Source organism: Nonomuraea sp. LP-02, from assembly GCF_036289125.1.
GTDB classification, from domain to species: Bacteria; Actinomycetota; Actinomycetes; order Streptosporangiales; family Streptosporangiaceae; genus Nonomuraea; species Nonomuraea bangladeshensis.
Genome location: NZ_JAXCLK010000002.1, coordinates 885,815 through 902,205, shown reverse-complemented (window position 1 = coordinate 902,205; position 16,391 = coordinate 885,815). Strand labels below are relative to the sequence as shown.

Here is a 16,391-nt window from a genome sequence, read left to right as displayed (position 1 = left end):
CGGGAACCGCGTGGACACCGCCATGCCGCTGAGCTGTTTCCAGAGCGCCGCCACCGTGGCGAAGGTACGTAAGCAGCTCGCCCGGGTGCACGAGCTCGTCCAGCGCAGGGCCGTACTCGACACCGCGGTCGCCAACCTGGCGATGACCCTGGACATCCGCCCCAGCGAGGCGGCCGAGCGGCTCAAGCAGATGGCGAAGAACAGCGGGGTGGAGCTGCTTGAAGCTGCTCAGGGGGTGCAGCCCCCGCCGCCGGACGACAGCCCGCTGCCCGAGGTCCCCGATTGGGTCCATCCCCTGCTCGAAGCCTTTCACGACTCCGCCGCCTGGCTCTGTCCCGTCAGGGACTCCGTCGGGCGGGTGGTCGGCTTCCGCGTCCTGGCCGCCAACAGCCACTGCACGACGCCGGCTGGCGAGCAGTGCAACATGATCGGCAGACGGCTGATGTCCATCAGCCCGGGCCTCGGCACTTCGGGGCTGCTGGAGGACTACATCAGGGCGTACGAGAGCGGTGAGCCGTACTTCCGCCGCGCGATCGAGTATCTGGAGATCTCGGGCGAGCGGTTCTGGCCGGTCACGATGACCGTGCGCGCCGCCCGGGTGGTTGACGGCATGCTGCTGAGCTGGTGCGTGCTCGACGAGAAGGACATGCTGATCTCCGGCTGGTCCCGCGCCCAGCGGCTGGCGGAGCTCGGCTGGGGCGAGTGGGACCTTGCCACCTGGCAGGTGATCTGGACGCCCCAGATGTACGACATGCTGGGACTCGACCCCGGCGAAAAGCCGATCGCCCTGGAGGACCTGCCCAACCTGGCGGTGCCGGAGGACCTGGGCGCTGTCGAGGATCTGATCGACACGCTGCTGGAGTGCCGGGAGTCGGCCGAGACGGAGTTCAGAATCAGGCACCGGCACGGCACGCGACACCTGTGCGTCGTGGCCGAACCGCTCCTGGATTCCGAGGGCCTGCCGGTCAAGCTGCGTTTCCTCGTCCAGGACGTGACGCGTAGCCGACGTAGGGAGCGGTCGATGGCCAGGGTTCAGGCCCAGGCGGTGCGGCAGGAGGAACGCGCGTTGGAGCAGCAGCGGGTCTCCGATCATCTCCAGGCCACGATCCTGCCGAACCGTCCGCGCCTCATGCACCTGCCGGGCCTGGCCGTCGGAGTGCGGTATCTGCCGGCCGAGGAACTCGCCCGGCTGGGCGGCGATTTCTTCAAGGCCCGGCGCCTCGGTGAGGACAAGGTGCTGCTGGCGGTCGGGGATGCCATGGGCCATGGCCTGGCCGCTGCCGGCCTCATGCTTCAGCTGCGCGCGGGTCTGGCCGGGCTGGCCTACACCGGCGAACCGGCGAACCGGCTCGTGACCTTCCTGAACAGCGTGATCATGGATTTCGCCCAGAACGTCAACACCGTGACGGGCACCATGGTCGTCGGCCACTTCGACGCCACAAAGCGCACCTTCGTCTGGGCGAATGCCGGGCATCTCGCCCCCATGCTGGTGCGGGACGGCCGCGCCATGTTGCTGGACGGCGCGTCGGGGCCGCTGCTCGGCGCCTTCGAAGCCGACTACGAGCTGAACACCACCGAGCTGGAGGCCGGCGACCTGCTCCTGCTCTACACCGACGGGATCGTCGAGAAGCGCGGACGGGATCTCGACGCGGGCATTCAGATGCTGCTCTCGACCGCGCAGGACTGCTACCAGGAGGACCCCGAGGCGATGATCGACTGCATCCTGGAGCGCCTCGGCAGCGGCCACGTGGACGACGACGTCTGCATCCTGGCCGCACGGGTGCTCTGAAGGATCGTGGACATTCAGCCGGACGATGTCGGCGTCCCTGGACGACCGTGTCCGCACACGTGCACCGCGGCGTGAGCCGCCCGTGAGGCAGCATGAAAGGGTGAAGTTACGCGCGCATCCGATGATGCGGCTGATGATGGCCCTCGTCGGGCTGGGGTGGATCTGCTGCGTCCCGCAACTGGTGGCCGTGATAGTCGGGGTCGAGGGTGACGTCCTCCGGCCGGAGCACGTCCTGCGAGCTCAGCCCGCCGAGCTTGTGCTGGCCGCCGTCCTGGCCCTGCCGCTGATCGTGTCCGGTGTCGCGTTCGTGGTGCGGTCGCCGATCTGGGGCGTGACGTGCGATGACGACGTCATCAGGGTGCACCGGTTCTTCTCGACCCGCAGGGTCCCGGTGGGCAGGGCAACGGGGGTGCGCCGTACCTGGTCGGGCGGAGCCGAAATTCTCTGGAGGGACGAGCGCGGATGGCCGAAGTGGGCTCGGGTCACCGCGTTCTCCACCACCCTGTTCACTCCACGTGCGGTGGCAGGATTCCTCAAGGAGCACAACGAAGCGAGCCTCGACGCGCTGAAGCTCTGGATAGAGCGGCACGCGACCGCACCCCCGTGTGGACGCGCCACACATGGCTGATCGAGAGTTCGACGGCGTACTCGTCACCGTTGAACCGGTCAGGGCCCCGCCGACCTCCGGACGGTGGGGCCCATCGGACGGAAGTCAGAGGGCGGCGGCGTACGGCGCGATCCGGGCGCCGAACTCCGCCGGGTCGGCCCCCGTCACCACGGCCCCCAGCAGCACCGCGGCCGCCCCGGCGTCCCGCAGGGACGCGAGATCGTCCGGGACCAGCGCGTGCTGGCTCGGCACGATGACGGGGACGTCGACCGCCGACGCCACCGCCTCCAGCCTCGCCAGGGTCGCGAGCGTCAGCGGCGTGCCGTACCTGTCGGGTTCGAGCGTGGACAGTTCGAGCGCCCCGCACCCCCGCCGCACCAGGGCCCGCGCCTGGGACGGGCCGTCGCCCGGCCCCAGGGCGACCATGGGCGTCACCGGCCCGCACGCCTCGACGTAGCCCGCGGGCGCGTCGGCGGCGTAGACGTCGAAGTAGTCGAACCCCATGTCCCGCGCGGCGGCCATCTCCGCGAGCGACACCGACCCGGCCGCGCCCACGACGAGGCCCGTCGGGACGCCGAGCGCGAGGATGCCGTGCAGTGCCTCACGCTCGGCGTCCAGCGATCCGAAGGCCGTCCCCGAGGCCCGGTGCCGCACGTTCGTGTGGACCTTCAGGCCGTCGGCTCCGGCCCGCGACGCGGCCTGTGCGAGCGCGCTCTCGTTGCGCGGCAGACTGACCAGGAGGGCCGGCCGCGATTCGGGCAGACGCATTTCGAGAACCCGCCTCAGTAGTAGGTGACATTCGGCCAGCCCAGCTCCATGCCCTGGGCGGCCATCGATTCCTGGACCTCGGCCAGCAGGCCCGGCGTCGCGGTGACCTGCTGCGGCTCGGTGTCCCTGGCCACGCAGAACGACGCCAGGTGACCGGCCGCCTCGCCCACGGTCCACTCGACCGGGTGGACCCGGTAGCACCCGTTCGTGATGTGCGTGGTGCTGATGTTCTTGCCCGCGGCGATCACGTTCCTGACGCGCTCGGGAACCAGCGCCCGCATCGGGATCTGGAACGGCCACGCCGGCACGTCGATGTAGTTGTCCCCGCCGGTCGAGGGGTGCAGGTCGATCCGGTACGAGCCGATCCCGACGCTGTCGTGGTAGGAGACCGCTCCTTCGGGGCGTACGGCCACCGCGAGGTCCTGCTCCACGATCCGGTACTGGCCGCGGATCCGCCGCGACTCCCTGATGTACGGGCGCATCGCGAGGCCGTCGGCGGTGCCGGTGACGTCGGGACGCGGTTTCAGGCCGGGCCAGCCGGTGCCGCCGTCGGGCCGGGGCGCCTCGGACTGCAGCCAGTAGAGGAAGCTCAGGCTCTGGGCCCGCGCCGCGGCGGTGTGGGCCGCGTTCTGCTCGGCGGTGCCGCCGATGACGGGGCCGCCCAAGTAGTCGATCATCGGCCAGTTCACGATGGTGATGTCGCTGTCGAACGCGCCAGGCCGGAAGTGGTTGCGGGCCAGGATCCGCCGGAACGTCCACAGCTCGTCCGACCCCGGGTCCTTGCTCTGGTCGGCGACGATGCCCGTCGGGTCGTCGTCCGGGTTCGGGGTGAAGACGTGGCGGCGGGGTTCCAGCGTGTGCGGGTGCGGGGCGACCCAGCCGAGCTGGGGGCCGTGCCACCACTCGGGAGCCACCGCCCGCCAGGCGGCGTAGTCGTCCGGCTTGTCGATCGTGTGGTCTTCCCCCGCGTGGTGCGAGAGCGCGAAGCACACCGACACCGCCTGCATGTTGTCCGGCCGCGCGACCGCCGCGGCGTGCGGCTCGCCCGTGTCGGCCTGCGACTCGGCGCCGGTCGCGAACTCGGTGCCGGTGATCGGCAGCACGTCCCCGGCCTCCGTGGCGTCCAGGACGAACCTGGCCGTGACGGTGACGCCGCCGCCCGTCTCCAGGTCGTGGAAGCCCATCGCCGTCACGTGGTCGCCGTCGACCTGGGCGGTCGCCGGGACGTGCCGGCGCAGCACGGTGATCTTCCCGGCCGCCTGCCACGGGGCGAGCATGGCCTCGATCACCGCCAGGGCGACCCGCGGCTCGTGGCACAGCGGCCCGACCCGCCCGGCGCCGGGGTTCAGGTGGGCCAGCGATCTCGACGCGGACCGCAGCGGGTACTCCCTCCGGTAGTACTCACGGATGCCGTCGCGCAGCCGCCGGTAACTCGCGGTGCTTCCGAAGGACTCGATCCAGGGATGTTCGTCGGGCGGGACGAGCTGCGTGGTGAGCTGCCCTCCCAGCCAGGACGTCTCCTCGGTGAGCACCACCTGCGCACCGTTCCCGGCCGCGGCCAGGGCGGCCGCGACGCCGCCCAAACCTCCCCCGACCACCAGTACGTCTGCGCGGAACTCGGTCACTCATGATTCCTTTCGGTTGGAGCCGCTGGTCTGCCCAGCGACGAAGGTGCACGGCAGCTCGACGGCCCGAGGCTCGATCTCTTCCTCCGACTCGAGCTGCTGGACCAGCAGTTCGACCGCGCGCATCCCCATCTCCCGCCGCGGTATCCGGAAGCAGGTGAGCTCCGGACCCGGCACGGCGTCGGGCGCGTCGCTGAGCGCGGCCACCGAGCACTCGCCCGGCACGTCGACGCCCATCCCGGCGAGGAGGTCGAGCAGCCTGAGCGCGACCACCGACTCGTGGGCGATGAACGCGGTGGCCCCGGCCGCCAGCAGGCGTCGTACCTGCTCGGCCGACGGCCCCTCCTCCTTGCGGACCGACAGGACGAGCCCGTCGGTGTCGAGCCCGTGCCGGGTCTGCGCGGCCAGGAATCCGGCGTCACGGTCGGCGGACGGTTCGCCCGGATCGGCGGCCGTCAGGTAGGCGATGCGCTCGTGCCCGAGGCCCACCAGGTGGTCGACGACCTTGCCCGTCGCGTTCGCGTAGTCCGCGGTGACGTACGTGACGGGGCCCGGCACGTCACGACGGCCGATCAGGACGAACCTGAACCCCTCGTCCCGCAGCCGGACGAGGTCGTCCCGGTTGGTCTCCTTGCCGAGCATCACGCACCCGTCGGCGAGCCCCAGCCGGTTGACGCCTTCGCGGTAGATCGACCTGCCGCCGTCCGAGCCGGTGGCGCTGGTGAACATCAGCAGGTCGTAGCCGAGCGCCTCGGCCGCGGCCTCGATCCCCACCAGGAACGGGTAGTAGAAGTCGTGATGGTCCATCGGGAACAGCGACTCGAACGTGTAGACGCCGATCAGATGGTTCATCCCACCGGCCAGGCTGCGCGCGACCGGATCGATGGTGTAGCCCAGCGACCGGGCCACCTCGAAGACGTGCCTCCTGGTCTCCGGGGGGATCCGGATGGTGTCCGAATGCCTGCCGTTGATCACGATGGAGACCGTGGTCTGCGAGACACCGGCCAGCTTGGCGATGTCGGACTGGCGCGGCCTGCGGCGGGGCGCGTCTTTCACCGGCGATCGTTCCCTTCCTCGAGGTGCTCCAACTCAAAGGAAATCTCAAACGGACGATCCCACGGGAAGCTGACGCTGCCCGGCGTAATTCTCAACTTGTCGGCCGGCGGGCCGAGGTCCGCGAGCAGCTCGCCGAGTTCCCGCTCCACCTGGTCCGGCCGGAGGGCCGTCCCTTCGGCGAGGAACCCGCGCCGCGCGGAGGTCTGGTACCCCCAGTCGTCGAGCAGCCGATGGACGAGGGTGCGGGCGTGCTCGGCCAGTTGCCGGTCGCCGGCGGCCAGCAGGCGGCTGCATCCCTGGGCGAGCGCGCTGCCGATCGTGTTGCCCGCGGTGTTCCACGCCGCGTACCCGGCGAGGCGCGGGAGCAGGCCGGCCTCACGCAGCGCCATGACCAGGGCGGGGTCGGCGCCGTTGGCGTCGGCGACGTCCGCCACCGCGACCGGGAGCCCGGCCTCCACCAGGGCGCGCACCCGTCCGGCGAGGCGCACCGCGTCGCCGGACGGCCGCTCCGGCTGGTCCGGCCCGGAGCACCAGTCGCGCGGGGGCAGGCCGGGAGGGTGCACCGCGAGCACCAGGTCGGCCCGGCCGGCGTCCTCGACGAGGACCGTGCCGATGGCGGCGACCTGGTCGGCGATCGTGTCGCGGACGGGCACGTCCTCGTAGGCCGCGATCCGGCCGAGCGCGTCCGAATCGAGGCAGGCGAGCGCCACCTTCGGGCGCAGGCCGGCGTGCTCCAGCGCGGCCCGGACGGTCAGCACGGCGCCGGCCTCGTCGGCTCCCGGGTAGCAGCCGATCCGGTCGCCGAGTCCGAGGCGGGCGATCCAGGACTCCAGCCACTCCCGCTCGCTCGTGGACACGCTCTCGACCGTGCTGTCCTCCACCAGGATCGACAGCGTGTCGACGACTCCCTCCACCACCAGCTCGACGCAGGCCAGGTGCATGGCGTGCAGGCGCAGCCGCCGGGTGAAGAAGTCCGCGACGTACGGCTCGGGGATCGCCGCCCGGGCGGGCGCCACCGCGGCGGGTCGTCCGTGTTCGGCCCGGTAGAGCTCCTCGGACAGGGCGAAGAACCGCCGGCCGTGCCGGTCCCAGTAGTCCGGCTCGGCTCCGGCGCCGTCGGTCTTCTTGGTCCGCATCAGCGTGACGAAGGCGTGGACGGGAAGGTCCGGCCGGGCCGCCCGGATGCGCCGCAGCACGTCCAGGCGGGCCAGCGTCCGGGCCAGCGGCTCGGTGGTGCGCCGCGAGGCGACGAATCCGCCGTAGGCGAGCTGGTTGACGCTGACCACGACGGCGTCGCTGCCGGCGGCGGCGTCCTCCAGCCACCGGGACGTGCCGTCCAGGTCCGCGGGTACGCCGCCCGCCGGCAGGAGCCCGGCCGGCGGGAGCCGCAGCAGGGTCCCGGCGGCGCCGGCCAGCCCGGCGACGTGGCCGGTGTTCACGGGCCGGTCGTCGAGCGGCAGCAGCGTCACGACCGGTCTGCGGTGCGTCATCCCTTGACCCCTCCCGCGCCCAGCCCCTGCACGAAGTGCCGCTGGCCGGCCACGAAGATCACCAACACGGGCACGATCGCGATGAACGTCCCGGCCATCAGCGGGCCGTACTGGGTCACGCCGCTGCCCGCGAACGAACTGAGCGCCAGCGGCAGCGTCTGCATCTCCGGCGACGACACCGCCACCAGCGGCCACAGGAAGTCCTCCCAGGCGCCGGTGAAGGAGAGGATGGCGATGGTGGCGACGATCGGCCGGGCCAGCGGCAGGTAGATCTGCCAGAAGATGCGCAGCTCTCCGGCGCCGTCCAGCCGGCCTGCCTCCGCCAGCTCGCCCGGCATGTCGAGGAAGTACTGACGGGCGAGGTAGATGTTGAGCGGCTGCACCAGCATCGGCAGCACGAGCCCGACGTGCGAGTCCAGCAGCCCGCTGCCGCCCTGGCCGAACAGGTCGTTGCCGCCGGCCAGCGGGAAGCCCTTGACGATGAGGAACAGCGGGATCAGCTGCACGATGGACGGCACCATGGCGCTGCCCAGCACCGTGGTGAACAGCAGGCGCGAGCCGCGGAAGTCGATCCGCGCCAGGGCGTAGCCCGCCGCCGTCGCCGCGACGCAGTTCCCCGCGACCGTGAGCGTCGCCACGATGAGGCTGTTGGCCATCGCGCCGGGGATGTTCGTGGAGTTCCAGACGTAGGCGAAGTTGTCCAGCGTCGGCTGGTCGGGCAGCAGCTTCGGCGGGTAGCTGAACACCTCGGTCTTCGGTTTGAAGGCCAGCGACACCATCCACACGAACGGCATCGCCACCAGCAGGGTGACCACCCCGGTGAGGAGCGCCCTGCGCCGGCCGGTGCCCGCTCGGGCCGTTCGCGCGTTCATCGCCGGCCTCCTCTCGCCATCGAGCGGATGCTGAGGTAGGCGAGGCCGAAGATCAGGCAGAACAGCAGGAACGCCATGGCGCTCGCGTTGCCGAGCCTGTAGTGCTCGAACGCCTCGTTGTAGATCAGCATGTTCAGGACGGTCGTGGAGGACAGCGGACCTCCTGAGGTCAGGACGTAGATCTCGGAGAAGGACTGGGCGAGGTAGATGAGGTCGACCACGACCACGTACGTCGTGATCGGCACGAGCAGCGGCAGGATCACGTGCCGCAGCGTCCGCCAGCGTCCGCAGCCGTCCACGGCCGCGGCCTCCAGCAGCGAGGCCGGGACCGCCTGGAGCCCCGCCAGGAAGATGATCATGCTGCCGCCGAGCGCCTTCCAGGCCCGCATGCCGATCAGCGACAGCAGGGCGGTGTCCTCGTCGGTGAGGAAGTCCACCGGTGGCAGCCCGACCAGGTCCAGCAGGTAGTTGAACAGCCCGTCGTGGGAGTACAGCCACAGCCAGATCATGCTCACCGCCACCAGCGGCACCACCCGCGGCAGGTAGAGCACCGCGCGGAACAGGGCCACGCCGGGAAACCGGCCGTTGACCAGGAGCGCCAGGGCGAGGGCCGCCGGCACGGCCAGGATCAGCGTGCCGAACGCGTACTGGACGGTGATCCAGATCGCGTGCCAGAACTCGCCGGACTGGAGCACGGCGAGGTAGCCGTCCAGTCCGTGGAACCTGGGCCCGCCGCGTTCGACGGGATTGTACGAGGTCAGGCTCAGGTAGAAGCCGTACCCGATGGGCACGATCGTGACCAGCGACAGCGCGAGGGCGGCGGGCAGGACCAGGATCCAGCCCGCTCTGCGCTGGGCCGAGCGGAGCGGGCTCCGGCTCGGCCGGGATGCCGTCACGGGCTCGGGCCCGGAGGACGTTCCCGGCGGCCGGGTCTCAGTCACCATGATGGAGCTTCATCCGTTCGGAGATCCGTTCGAGTCGGCGATCAGTTCTGCTTCGCCAGGGCCGCGGCCTCCGACGCCGCGCGGTCGAGCGCCTCGGCGGCGGGCGTCTTGCCGCGCAGCACGGCCTCGATCTGCTTGGCCAGCGCCTCGCGCTGCTGCGTCCACGTCGCGATGTTGGGGTTCCCGCGGAACAGGGCGGCGGCGTCCATGTAGGGCTTGATGTACTGCTGGGCGGCCAGATCGGGGTCGGTGGCCAGGGAGGCGCGCGCCGGGATGCCGCCGACGGCCTGGACGTACGCCTTGGCGTTCGCCGGCTTGAGCAGGAACTCGATGAACTGCCACGCCTGGTCCTTGTGGCCGGAGTCGGCGCTGATGAACAGCCCGTTGCCGGCTCCGCCGAACGACGCCGCGGTGGTCTCCTTCAGCGGCGGGGCCAGCTTGATCTTCGCGGCGACGTCGGGAGCCTGCTCGTGGATGCTCTTGAGCGTCGCCTCGTCGATCACGGCCATGGCCGCGCGCCCGGTGACCAGCGGGTGCTGCGCCCCCGACCCGCTCGTCGCCTCGCCCAGGCCGGTGGAGACCGCCTTCGGCCCGGTGTAGAACTCGGCGAGGAACTGGAGGGCGCGCTTGCCCGCGTCGGAGTTCCAGGTGACGGTCGTGCCGCTCTCGTCGGCGAAGTTCCCGCCGGCCTGGAACAGGAAGCTGCCGAACGCCTGCGACATGCTCGTCGGGTCGTCGGCGGGGAAGATCACGCCGGAGCGGGTGATCCGGTCGCCGTCGCGGACGACGAGCTTGTCCGCCGCGGCGCGCAGGTCCTGCCACGTCGCGGGCGGGGAGGCCGGGTCGAGCCCGGCCTCCTGGAACAGGTCGGTGCGGTAGGCGAGCAGGTGGCCGAAGCCGCGCAGCGGCATGATGATCTGCTTGCCGCCGACCTTGCCCTGGTCGAGGAAGGTCAGGTCCTTCACGTCGGAGTCGGGCATCTTGGCGAGGTAGTCGTCCAGCGCGATCACCCGGTTGTTGGCGGCGTATCCGGCCGCCGCGGCGTTGCCGTGCCCGAAGATGTCGGGCGCGGTGCCGCCGGCGAAGGCGGTCGACAGCCGCGTGGCCAGGTTGGCCCAGTCGACGAACTCGACCTGGACGTCGACCTTGTGCTCGGCCTCGAACGCGGGGACCAGCTTCTCGTTCACCCAGGAGATCTCCTCGGCGAGATTGCCGGGGAACCAGACCCGCAGGGTGCTCGCGCCGTCGCCGGAGCCGCCGCCGCTCGCGGTGCCGCCGGCGGTGCCTCCGCCGCCGCACGCGCTCAGCGCCAGCACCGCGATGAGCCCGGCCGCCAGACGAGAAGCGCCGCGGGATTTTGTGATCATGTGTACCTCCTGAGGGCTGCCCCCCGGTTCGATAATGCGCAACATCATGGTGGTGTTGCGCATTATCAGTCAATACCAGATCTTGACAGGCACTGATCGGGTCGGAACACTTGCCGACACTTGCAGCCGCGATAATGCGCAACACCAGAAGGAGGGACCATCCCGTGGTTCCCGATCGCCGAGCAGCCCGCTCGGACACCATGCAAGCCACCCCCCACACCCCGACCACCCGCCGACGTCGCAGCGCCCGCCTGTGGGCCGTGAGCCTCGCGACCGTGGCGCTGCTCGCCCCCGCCACCGCGGCCACCGCGGACGACGCCTCGCCCGTCGGGGACAACCGCGGCGGTCCCCCCGCGGGCATCAGCAACATGGTGGGAACGCCGATCCCCCCGCACGCCACGCCGGAGAACAACCCGCGCTTCGTCGCGCAGTTCCACGTCGAGATCGACAACTCCACGGGCGGCGCCATCGAGCACGTCGCGCTGGACGGCACGCGAACCGTGCTCGGGCACGTGCAGCAGCCGGCGACCGCCACCGTCAAGGCCAACGACGGTTTCTGGGCGTCGAAGTACTCGCGCGCCATCGACGGCACCGCGGGCCACCTGCTCGCCACGTCGGTCTACGTGCTGCGCTCCAAGGTCTGGCCCGAGGAGAGCTACGACCCGCTGCGCTACGAGAACTTCGACCCGGCCACCGGCCAGCGCGACTGGACCACCAGCCTGCTCAACATCCGGCCCGACCGGTACATCGGCGCGGACTGGGGCAACTGGCTGGCCGACACCATCTACACCGACATCCCGGGCGGCTCGGGCATCTTCGGCGGCAAGAGCTCGCTGCCCACCGGCGCGCCGCTGTCCTACTTCGACGAGGCGAAGCAGGACTGGCGCCCCATCGCCGAGCACTTCCGCGCCAACCCGGACGCGGCGCCCCCGCGCAAGCTGCGCTTCACCGCCTACCAGCCCCTGGTGCGCAACGCCTCGCCGACCTACATCGAGTTCGAGAACTGGGCCGCGGGTGACACGGTCGCGGGGAAGACACACCAGAAGAACGGCGCAATCTACGTCGGCTACGCCAAGGGCGCGAAGCGCCAGGTCGCCGACGTCGTCCAGCGGGTCGCGGGCACCGGGCGCTTCGGCGGCACGGAGTTCGCCCACATCGGCCAGATGGACACCAACCACCCCGGCGCGATGACCTTCTCGACCTCGCCGTACGTCGGCTTCAGCTGGGACGAGAACGTCCGCGGCGGCTTCCAGATCGTCCCGGCGAACCACGTGAAGTTCCTCAGCAACGACCTCGGCCAGAACTCGTTCATGGGCCGGCCCCAGTGGCTCATCGTCGGCCCGGTCGGCGCGGACCCGAAGCGGCTGTTCGACAAGCGGTACATCATCGACGGCAAGCCCTCGTTCTCCCCGGGCTGGGAGGCGATCGCGCCGGTGTTCGGCATGTACGCCCGGACCACGTTCGACCCGGCCAACCTCGGCGAGTCCACCTACTTCGAGGTCTCCTACGACTACGGCAAGACCTGGCAGCTGAGCCCGGAGTTCACCGGCGTGCACGACCCCAGCACCTGCCAGGCGGCGAACTGCCCGCAGAACTGGACCAACATCCGGGTCCACCTCACCTACCCCGACGGCCCCTGAGTGATCACGAGGCCCGCCGGCCGCACGGCCGGCGGGCTCCTCACCCCCCACCCACGTAGACGAGGAGACGTCGTGTCCGCGAGGATGCACCTGAGGTCCTCGGTCATCGCGCTGCTGACCACCGCCCTGCTGGCAGCGGGCAGTCTGACCGCCCCATCGCTGTCGGCCGAGACCACCACCCAGAACTCCGCCCTGGCATCGGACATCGAATGCACCGGCCATCGGGCGATGGGGGCGACCGTCACGGCGTCCTCGACCTTCAGCTCAAGTTACGGCGCGAAGAACGCCGTCGACGGCCTGTGCGCGGAGTCCTCCCGCTGGATGTCGTCGGCGACCGACGCCACCCCCACACTGACGATCAAGTTCCCGGCCCGGACCCGGGTCGGCACGGTCGGGATCTACAGCGGTTCCGGCTGGCCCAACCCGTACGCCGACACGGTCCTGGTGGACTTCACCGTCGAGGCCCAGACCGATGCCGGCTGGGTGACCGTCGGGACCGCGGTGGACAACACCAAGCCGGTGGTCACGTTCAGCACCGACCTCACGACCGACACGCTCCGCCTGGTGATCACCAAGAAGTCGCGGCACAGCACGAACGCCGCCCGCCTGTACGAGCTGGTCGTCAGAGCGCCCGGCGAGGGACCGCCCACGCCGCATCCCACCGCCGCCGACGACTTCCGCACCGTCACGCAGGGAACCGAGCTGGTGGCCGACGCGCCCGGCGTGCTCGGCAACGACAGCTTCCCCGACGGCGTCACGCCCGCGGTGGCGGCGTGGTCCGAGCCGGCCCACGGCACCCTGACGACGTCCGCGGACGGGTCGTTCCGCTACAAGCCCGACCGCGGGTACGTCGGCGTCGACACGTTCACCTACGGGGTCGGCGACGACTCCGAGCGCTCGACCGCGACCGTCACCATCACGGTCACCGCCGAGCCGGACGAGTCGAGGCCGGACGAGCTCGGGATCTCCGCGATCTCCGGCAGGCCCGACATGGTGACCGGCGGCGACTCGCTGCTCAGGATCGCGCTCCCCAGCGCCGTCTCGCGCGAGAACCTCCAGGTGACGGTGAACGGCCAGACCGACGTCACACCGGCCTTCCAGGCCGGGGCGGACGCCGGCGAACTCCTCGGGCTGGTGACCGGGCTACGGGAGGGCGAGAACACCGTCGAGGTCACCACGCGGACGCCCGGCGGGCCGCGCGCCTCGATCACGCTGGTCAACCACCCCGCCCAGGGCCCGGTGTTCTCCGGCCCGCACGAGCGGCCGTTCGCCTGCGAGACCGCGGCGTTCGCGATCCCGGTGATCGGCGGCAGGCTCGGCGAGCCGCTCGACGCGGACTGCACGATCGCCCCCCGGGTCGACTACTTCTACCGGACCACCGGCAACGCGTACAAGGCCTGGCCGGCCCGCGCCACCGCCTACCCCTCCGACCTGGCCACCACGACGAACTCGCTCGGCGTCACGGTCAAGTTCATCGTCCGGATGGAGACGTCCACGGTCAACCGCGCGGTGGCCCAGATGAGCATGCTGCACGACCCGCTGGCCGAGCCCGCGCGCTCGCCCATGGTGCGTCCCGCGGGCTGGAACGGCCGGGCCGTGTTCACCCTCGGCGGCGGCTGCGCCGGCGGGTGGTACCGGTCCGGCAGCGGCACCGGCACCGTCACCGACGCGTTCATGCTCGGCCGCGGGTTCGCGCTGATGTCGTCCTCGCTGAACGTCTTCGGCAACAACTGCAACGACGTCACGGCGGCCGAGACGGCGATGATGACGAAAGAGCTGTTCGTCGAGCGGCACGGGCCGGTCGAGCACACGATCGGCTACGGCTGCTCGGGCGGGTCCTACCAGGCTCACCAGATCGCCGACAACTACCCGGGCATCTTCGACGGCATCGTCGTCGGCTGCTCGTTCCCCGAGGTCGGCATCAGCACGGTCAACTTCCTCACCGACGCGCGGCTGCTCGACACCTACTTCAACTCCGGCACGACCGTCGCGTGGACGGACGAGCAGAAGCGCAAGGCCTCCGGCTTCGCGACGGCGGCCATGGTGTCCGCCATGTCGCGGGGCGCCAACAGGATCGACCCGCGGCTGGACTGCGACATCGTCCCCGAGCAGCAGCGCTACAACCCGGACACCAACCGTGGCGGCGTCCGCTGCGGCGTCTACGACCACATGATCAACATCTACGGCGCCGACCCGGCCACCGGCTTCGCCCGCAGGCCGCTGGACAACGTCGGCATCCAGTACGGCCTCGGCGCGCTGAAGGACGGCGCCATCACGCCGGAGCAGTTCCTCGACCTCAACGAGCGCATCGGCGGCCTCGACGCCGACGCGAACGTCGTGCCCCGGCGGACCGAGGCCGACCCGGCGGCCACCAAGATCGCTTACCGCACCGGGCGGGTGATCAGCGCCGGTCGCGGGCTGGCCACGACGCCGATCATCGACTACCGCTCGTACTGGGACGACGTGTCCTGGGGCGACATCCACGTCCGCTACCACACCTTCTCCATGCGGGAACGGCTGAAGGAGGCCAACGGGACGGCCGCCAACCACGTCAGCCTGCTGGAGGACGCCCGATACGGGCTGTTCAGCACCGAGAGCGCGCTGGTGCGGCACGCCGTCACCCAGATGGACCACTGGCTGACGAACCTCGCCGGCCTCCGCCCCGGGGGCAAGGCGATCCAGCGGATCACCACCGCGCGGCCGAACACCCTGGTCGAGGGCTGCAACACCCGCGACGAGAAGCCGCGGTTCGTGGCCGAGACACTTGAGCGCGACCCGGCGAGCGAGTGCGAGCGGCTGTACCCGACCGCGTCCTTCCCCCGGGAGGTGGCGGGAGAAGACGTCACCGCCGACATCATCACGTGCCGGCTGACCAAGCTGAAGCGTGACGGTTACGCCGCGGTGCAGTGGACGGACCAGCAGTGGGAGCGGCTGCGGACGATCTTCCCCCAGGGAGTGTGCGACTACTCCAAGCCCGGCGTCTCCCAGCAGCGCACGAAGAACACCTGGCACCGCTTCTGACGACCTCCTTGTCCCTGGACGGCGTGGCTGTACCGGAAGAGTCACGTACGACCAGGGACAGGAAGGGGGCCACCCACCGTCCTGTACGAGGGCTACCTGCTGTCGGAGCAGTGGGCCAAGGCGTACGGGTGATATGAATTCACTTCAACCGACCTCCTTTACAATGTAGATTTTTAGCTCCCTCCAGGACGCGACGTCATCGTCTCGACGGATCACTCGGCATCTGCCCACGGGCGGACATACACGTCCGTCTGAGGTCGCACTCCCTGCTCGTGCCTGCCCACCAAGATGCGACCCGAGCCAGACGCGCGCCCCCCGCCTCGCCCCTCACCATTTCGGTGTGCCCCGACATACCGGTCGGGGCGCATCAACACGGACAGGACGGGCAGCAATCCATGAAGATCGAGCTTGGCGGGCGCATCATGCGATGGCGGCGGGCCGGCGCGGACCGACGGGCCGCCAACGCCGCCGCCAACCTGGACCGCCAACCCCCGTTTCCCGGCCGATGGGTGAGCGCCATCTCGCTGATCGGCGGCCCCAGCCTGATCATGGCCGGGACCCTCCTGCGCTCCCCGTTCTACTACTTCGTCCCTTACCAGCTCACCGCCTACACCCAGCATCCCGCCCTCATCACCGCCGCCTACGCCTGCTTCGCCAGCGGGTTCGTGCTGCTGTGGCCGGCGGTCATGACGCTGGCACAGAGGATCGCCGCCACCGACCCGCTGTGGGGAATCTGGGGCGGCTGCCTGGTGATCGTCGGCCTGTTCACCCGGACCTTCCAGTTCGGCACCGATCACCTGGCCTTTCACCTGACCGACGCCCTCGGCCTGCAGACCATGCTCACCGGCATCGACGGCTACTACCTGGCATGGCGGGACACGGTCTGGCACCCGTTCAGGTCCATGTCCGGGCCGGCCTTCTTCGGCTGGGTCGTGCTGGCCATCGGCGCCTACCGCTCCGGCGCCCTGGGGCTGGGCCGCTCGATCGCACTCGGCCTGATGTCGGCGCTCGCGCTCGGGACGCTCAAAGGCACCGAACCACAGTCCTTCATCGCCGTGGGCGGCCTTTGCATCGCCTTCATCCCCCTGGGCATCTCGCTGCTGCGCGGCGGCCCCCCGCCGACCAGGCGCGCCATGATCTGGGTCGCCGTCCTCATCGGCGTGCATGTCCTCATGACGGGTTTCGGCCCGAGAGGATGACGATCCGGACCGG

The 16,391-nt window shown here is 70.6% G+C and carries 12 protein-coding genes; 5 read left to right on the top strand and 7 right to left on the bottom strand.

The window, feature by feature from the left end; translation table 11 throughout:
* Positions 1-10 precede the first annotated feature (10 nt).
* Both SMD20_RS47440 and SMD20_RS47435 read left to right on the top strand, forming a co-directional pair.
* The gene (locus tag SMD20_RS47440) at positions 11-1,789 is read left to right on the top strand and encodes a PP2C family protein-serine/threonine phosphatase (RefSeq protein WP_329594430.1); all 1,779 of its coding nucleotides are present in this window, start codon (positions 11-13) and stop codon (positions 1,787-1,789) included.
* A 100-nt stretch (positions 1,790-1,889) separates the two neighbouring features.
* Positions 1,890-2,417, top strand: coding sequence for a hypothetical protein (locus SMD20_RS47435; protein WP_329594428.1), 528 nt, complete (start codon positions 1,890-1,892; stop codon positions 2,415-2,417).
* A gap of 84 nt (positions 2,418-2,501) precedes the next feature.
* Here SMD20_RS47435 and SMD20_RS47430 read toward each other — a convergent pair whose 3' ends face one another.
* The 7 genes from SMD20_RS47430 to SMD20_RS47400 are packed head-to-tail and all read right to left on the bottom strand — an operon-like array spanning position 2,502 to position 10,518.
* The gene (locus SMD20_RS47430) at positions 2,502-3,164 is read right to left on the bottom strand and encodes a hypothetical protein (RefSeq protein WP_329594426.1); all 663 of its coding nucleotides are present in this window, start codon (positions 3,162-3,164) and stop codon (positions 2,502-2,504) included.
* Positions 3,165-3,178: 14 nt separating this feature from the next.
* A complete protein-coding gene (locus tag SMD20_RS47425; protein WP_329594424.1) occupies positions 3,179-4,789 on the bottom strand; it encodes an FAD-dependent oxidoreductase in 1,611 nt (536 codons plus the stop codon).
* On the bottom strand, positions 4,790-5,845 hold the full coding sequence (locus SMD20_RS47420; protein WP_329594422.1) for a LacI family DNA-binding transcriptional regulator: 1,056 nt from the start codon (positions 5,843-5,845) through the stop codon (positions 4,790-4,792). It abuts the gene before it with no gap.
* Positions 5,842-7,335, bottom strand: coding sequence for a DUF4127 family protein (locus SMD20_RS47415; protein ID WP_329594420.1), 1,494 nt, complete (start codon positions 7,333-7,335; stop codon positions 5,842-5,844). Before SMD20_RS47415 ends, SMD20_RS47420 begins: the two co-directional genes overlap by 4 nt.
* Positions 7,332-8,207 (bottom strand): carbohydrate ABC transporter permease, encoded by an 876-nt coding sequence (locus SMD20_RS47410; RefSeq protein WP_329594418.1) that lies wholly within the window; start codon positions 8,205-8,207, stop codon positions 7,332-7,334. The genes SMD20_RS47415 and SMD20_RS47410 overlap by 4 nt, the downstream gene beginning before the upstream one ends.
* On the bottom strand, positions 8,204-9,151 hold the full coding sequence (locus SMD20_RS47405) for a carbohydrate ABC transporter permease (RefSeq protein ID WP_329594416.1): 948 nt from the start codon (positions 9,149-9,151) through the stop codon (positions 8,204-8,206). The genes SMD20_RS47410 and SMD20_RS47405 overlap by 4 nt, the downstream gene beginning before the upstream one ends.
* Before the next feature lie 41 nt (positions 9,152-9,192).
* Entirely contained in the window at positions 9,193-10,518 is a 1,326-nt protein-coding gene (locus SMD20_RS47400) for an ABC transporter substrate-binding protein (protein WP_329594414.1), read from the bottom strand.
* A 200-nt stretch (positions 10,519-10,718) separates the two neighbouring features.
* Between SMD20_RS47400 and SMD20_RS47395 the strand changes: the two genes are divergently transcribed.
* The 3 genes from SMD20_RS47395 to SMD20_RS47385 all read left to right on the top strand — a co-directional run bounded on the left by SMD20_RS47395 (position 10,719) and on the right by SMD20_RS47385 (position 16,378).
* Positions 10,719-12,158, top strand: a complete 1,440-nt coding sequence (locus tag SMD20_RS47395; RefSeq protein WP_329594412.1) for a hypothetical protein — start codon at positions 10,719-10,721, stop codon at positions 12,156-12,158.
* 72 nt (positions 12,159-12,230) lie between these two features.
* Positions 12,231-15,179, top strand: a complete 2,949-nt coding sequence (locus SMD20_RS47390) for a DUF6351 family protein (protein WP_329594410.1) — start codon at positions 12,231-12,233, stop codon at positions 15,177-15,179.
* 395 nt (positions 15,180-15,574) lie between these two features.
* A complete protein-coding gene (locus tag SMD20_RS47385) occupies positions 15,575-16,378 on the top strand; it encodes a hypothetical protein (RefSeq protein ID WP_329594408.1) in 804 nt (267 codons plus the stop codon).
* Positions 16,379-16,391: the final 13 nt, after the last annotated feature.

Excerpts from the sequence above, each read along its gene's own strand:
- SMD20_RS47430 (WP_329594426.1), bottom strand. The coding sequence starts at position 3,164 with ATGCGTCTGCCCGAATCGCGGCCGGCCCTCCTGGTCAGTCTGCCGCGC.
- SMD20_RS47415 (WP_329594420.1), bottom strand. The coding sequence starts at position 7,335 with ATGACGCACCGCAGACCGGTCGTGACGCTGCTGCCGCTCGACGACCGG.
- SMD20_RS47410 (WP_329594418.1), bottom strand. The coding sequence starts at position 8,207 with ATGAACGCGCGAACGGCCCGAGCGGGCACCGGCCGGCGCAGGGCGCTC.
- SMD20_RS47405 (WP_329594416.1), bottom strand. The coding sequence starts at position 9,151 with ATGGTGACTGAGACCCGGCCGCCGGGAACGTCCTCCGGGCCCGAGCCC.
- SMD20_RS47400 (WP_329594414.1), bottom strand. The coding sequence starts at position 10,518 with ATGATCACAAAATCCCGCGGCGCTTCTCGTCTGGCGGCCGGGCTCATC.
- SMD20_RS47395 (WP_329594412.1), top strand. The coding sequence starts at position 10,719 with ATGCAAGCCACCCCCCACACCCCGACCACCCGCCGACGTCGCAGCGCC.
- SMD20_RS47385 (WP_329594408.1), top strand. The coding sequence starts at position 15,575 with ATGAAGATCGAGCTTGGCGGGCGCATCATGCGATGGCGGCGGGCCGGC.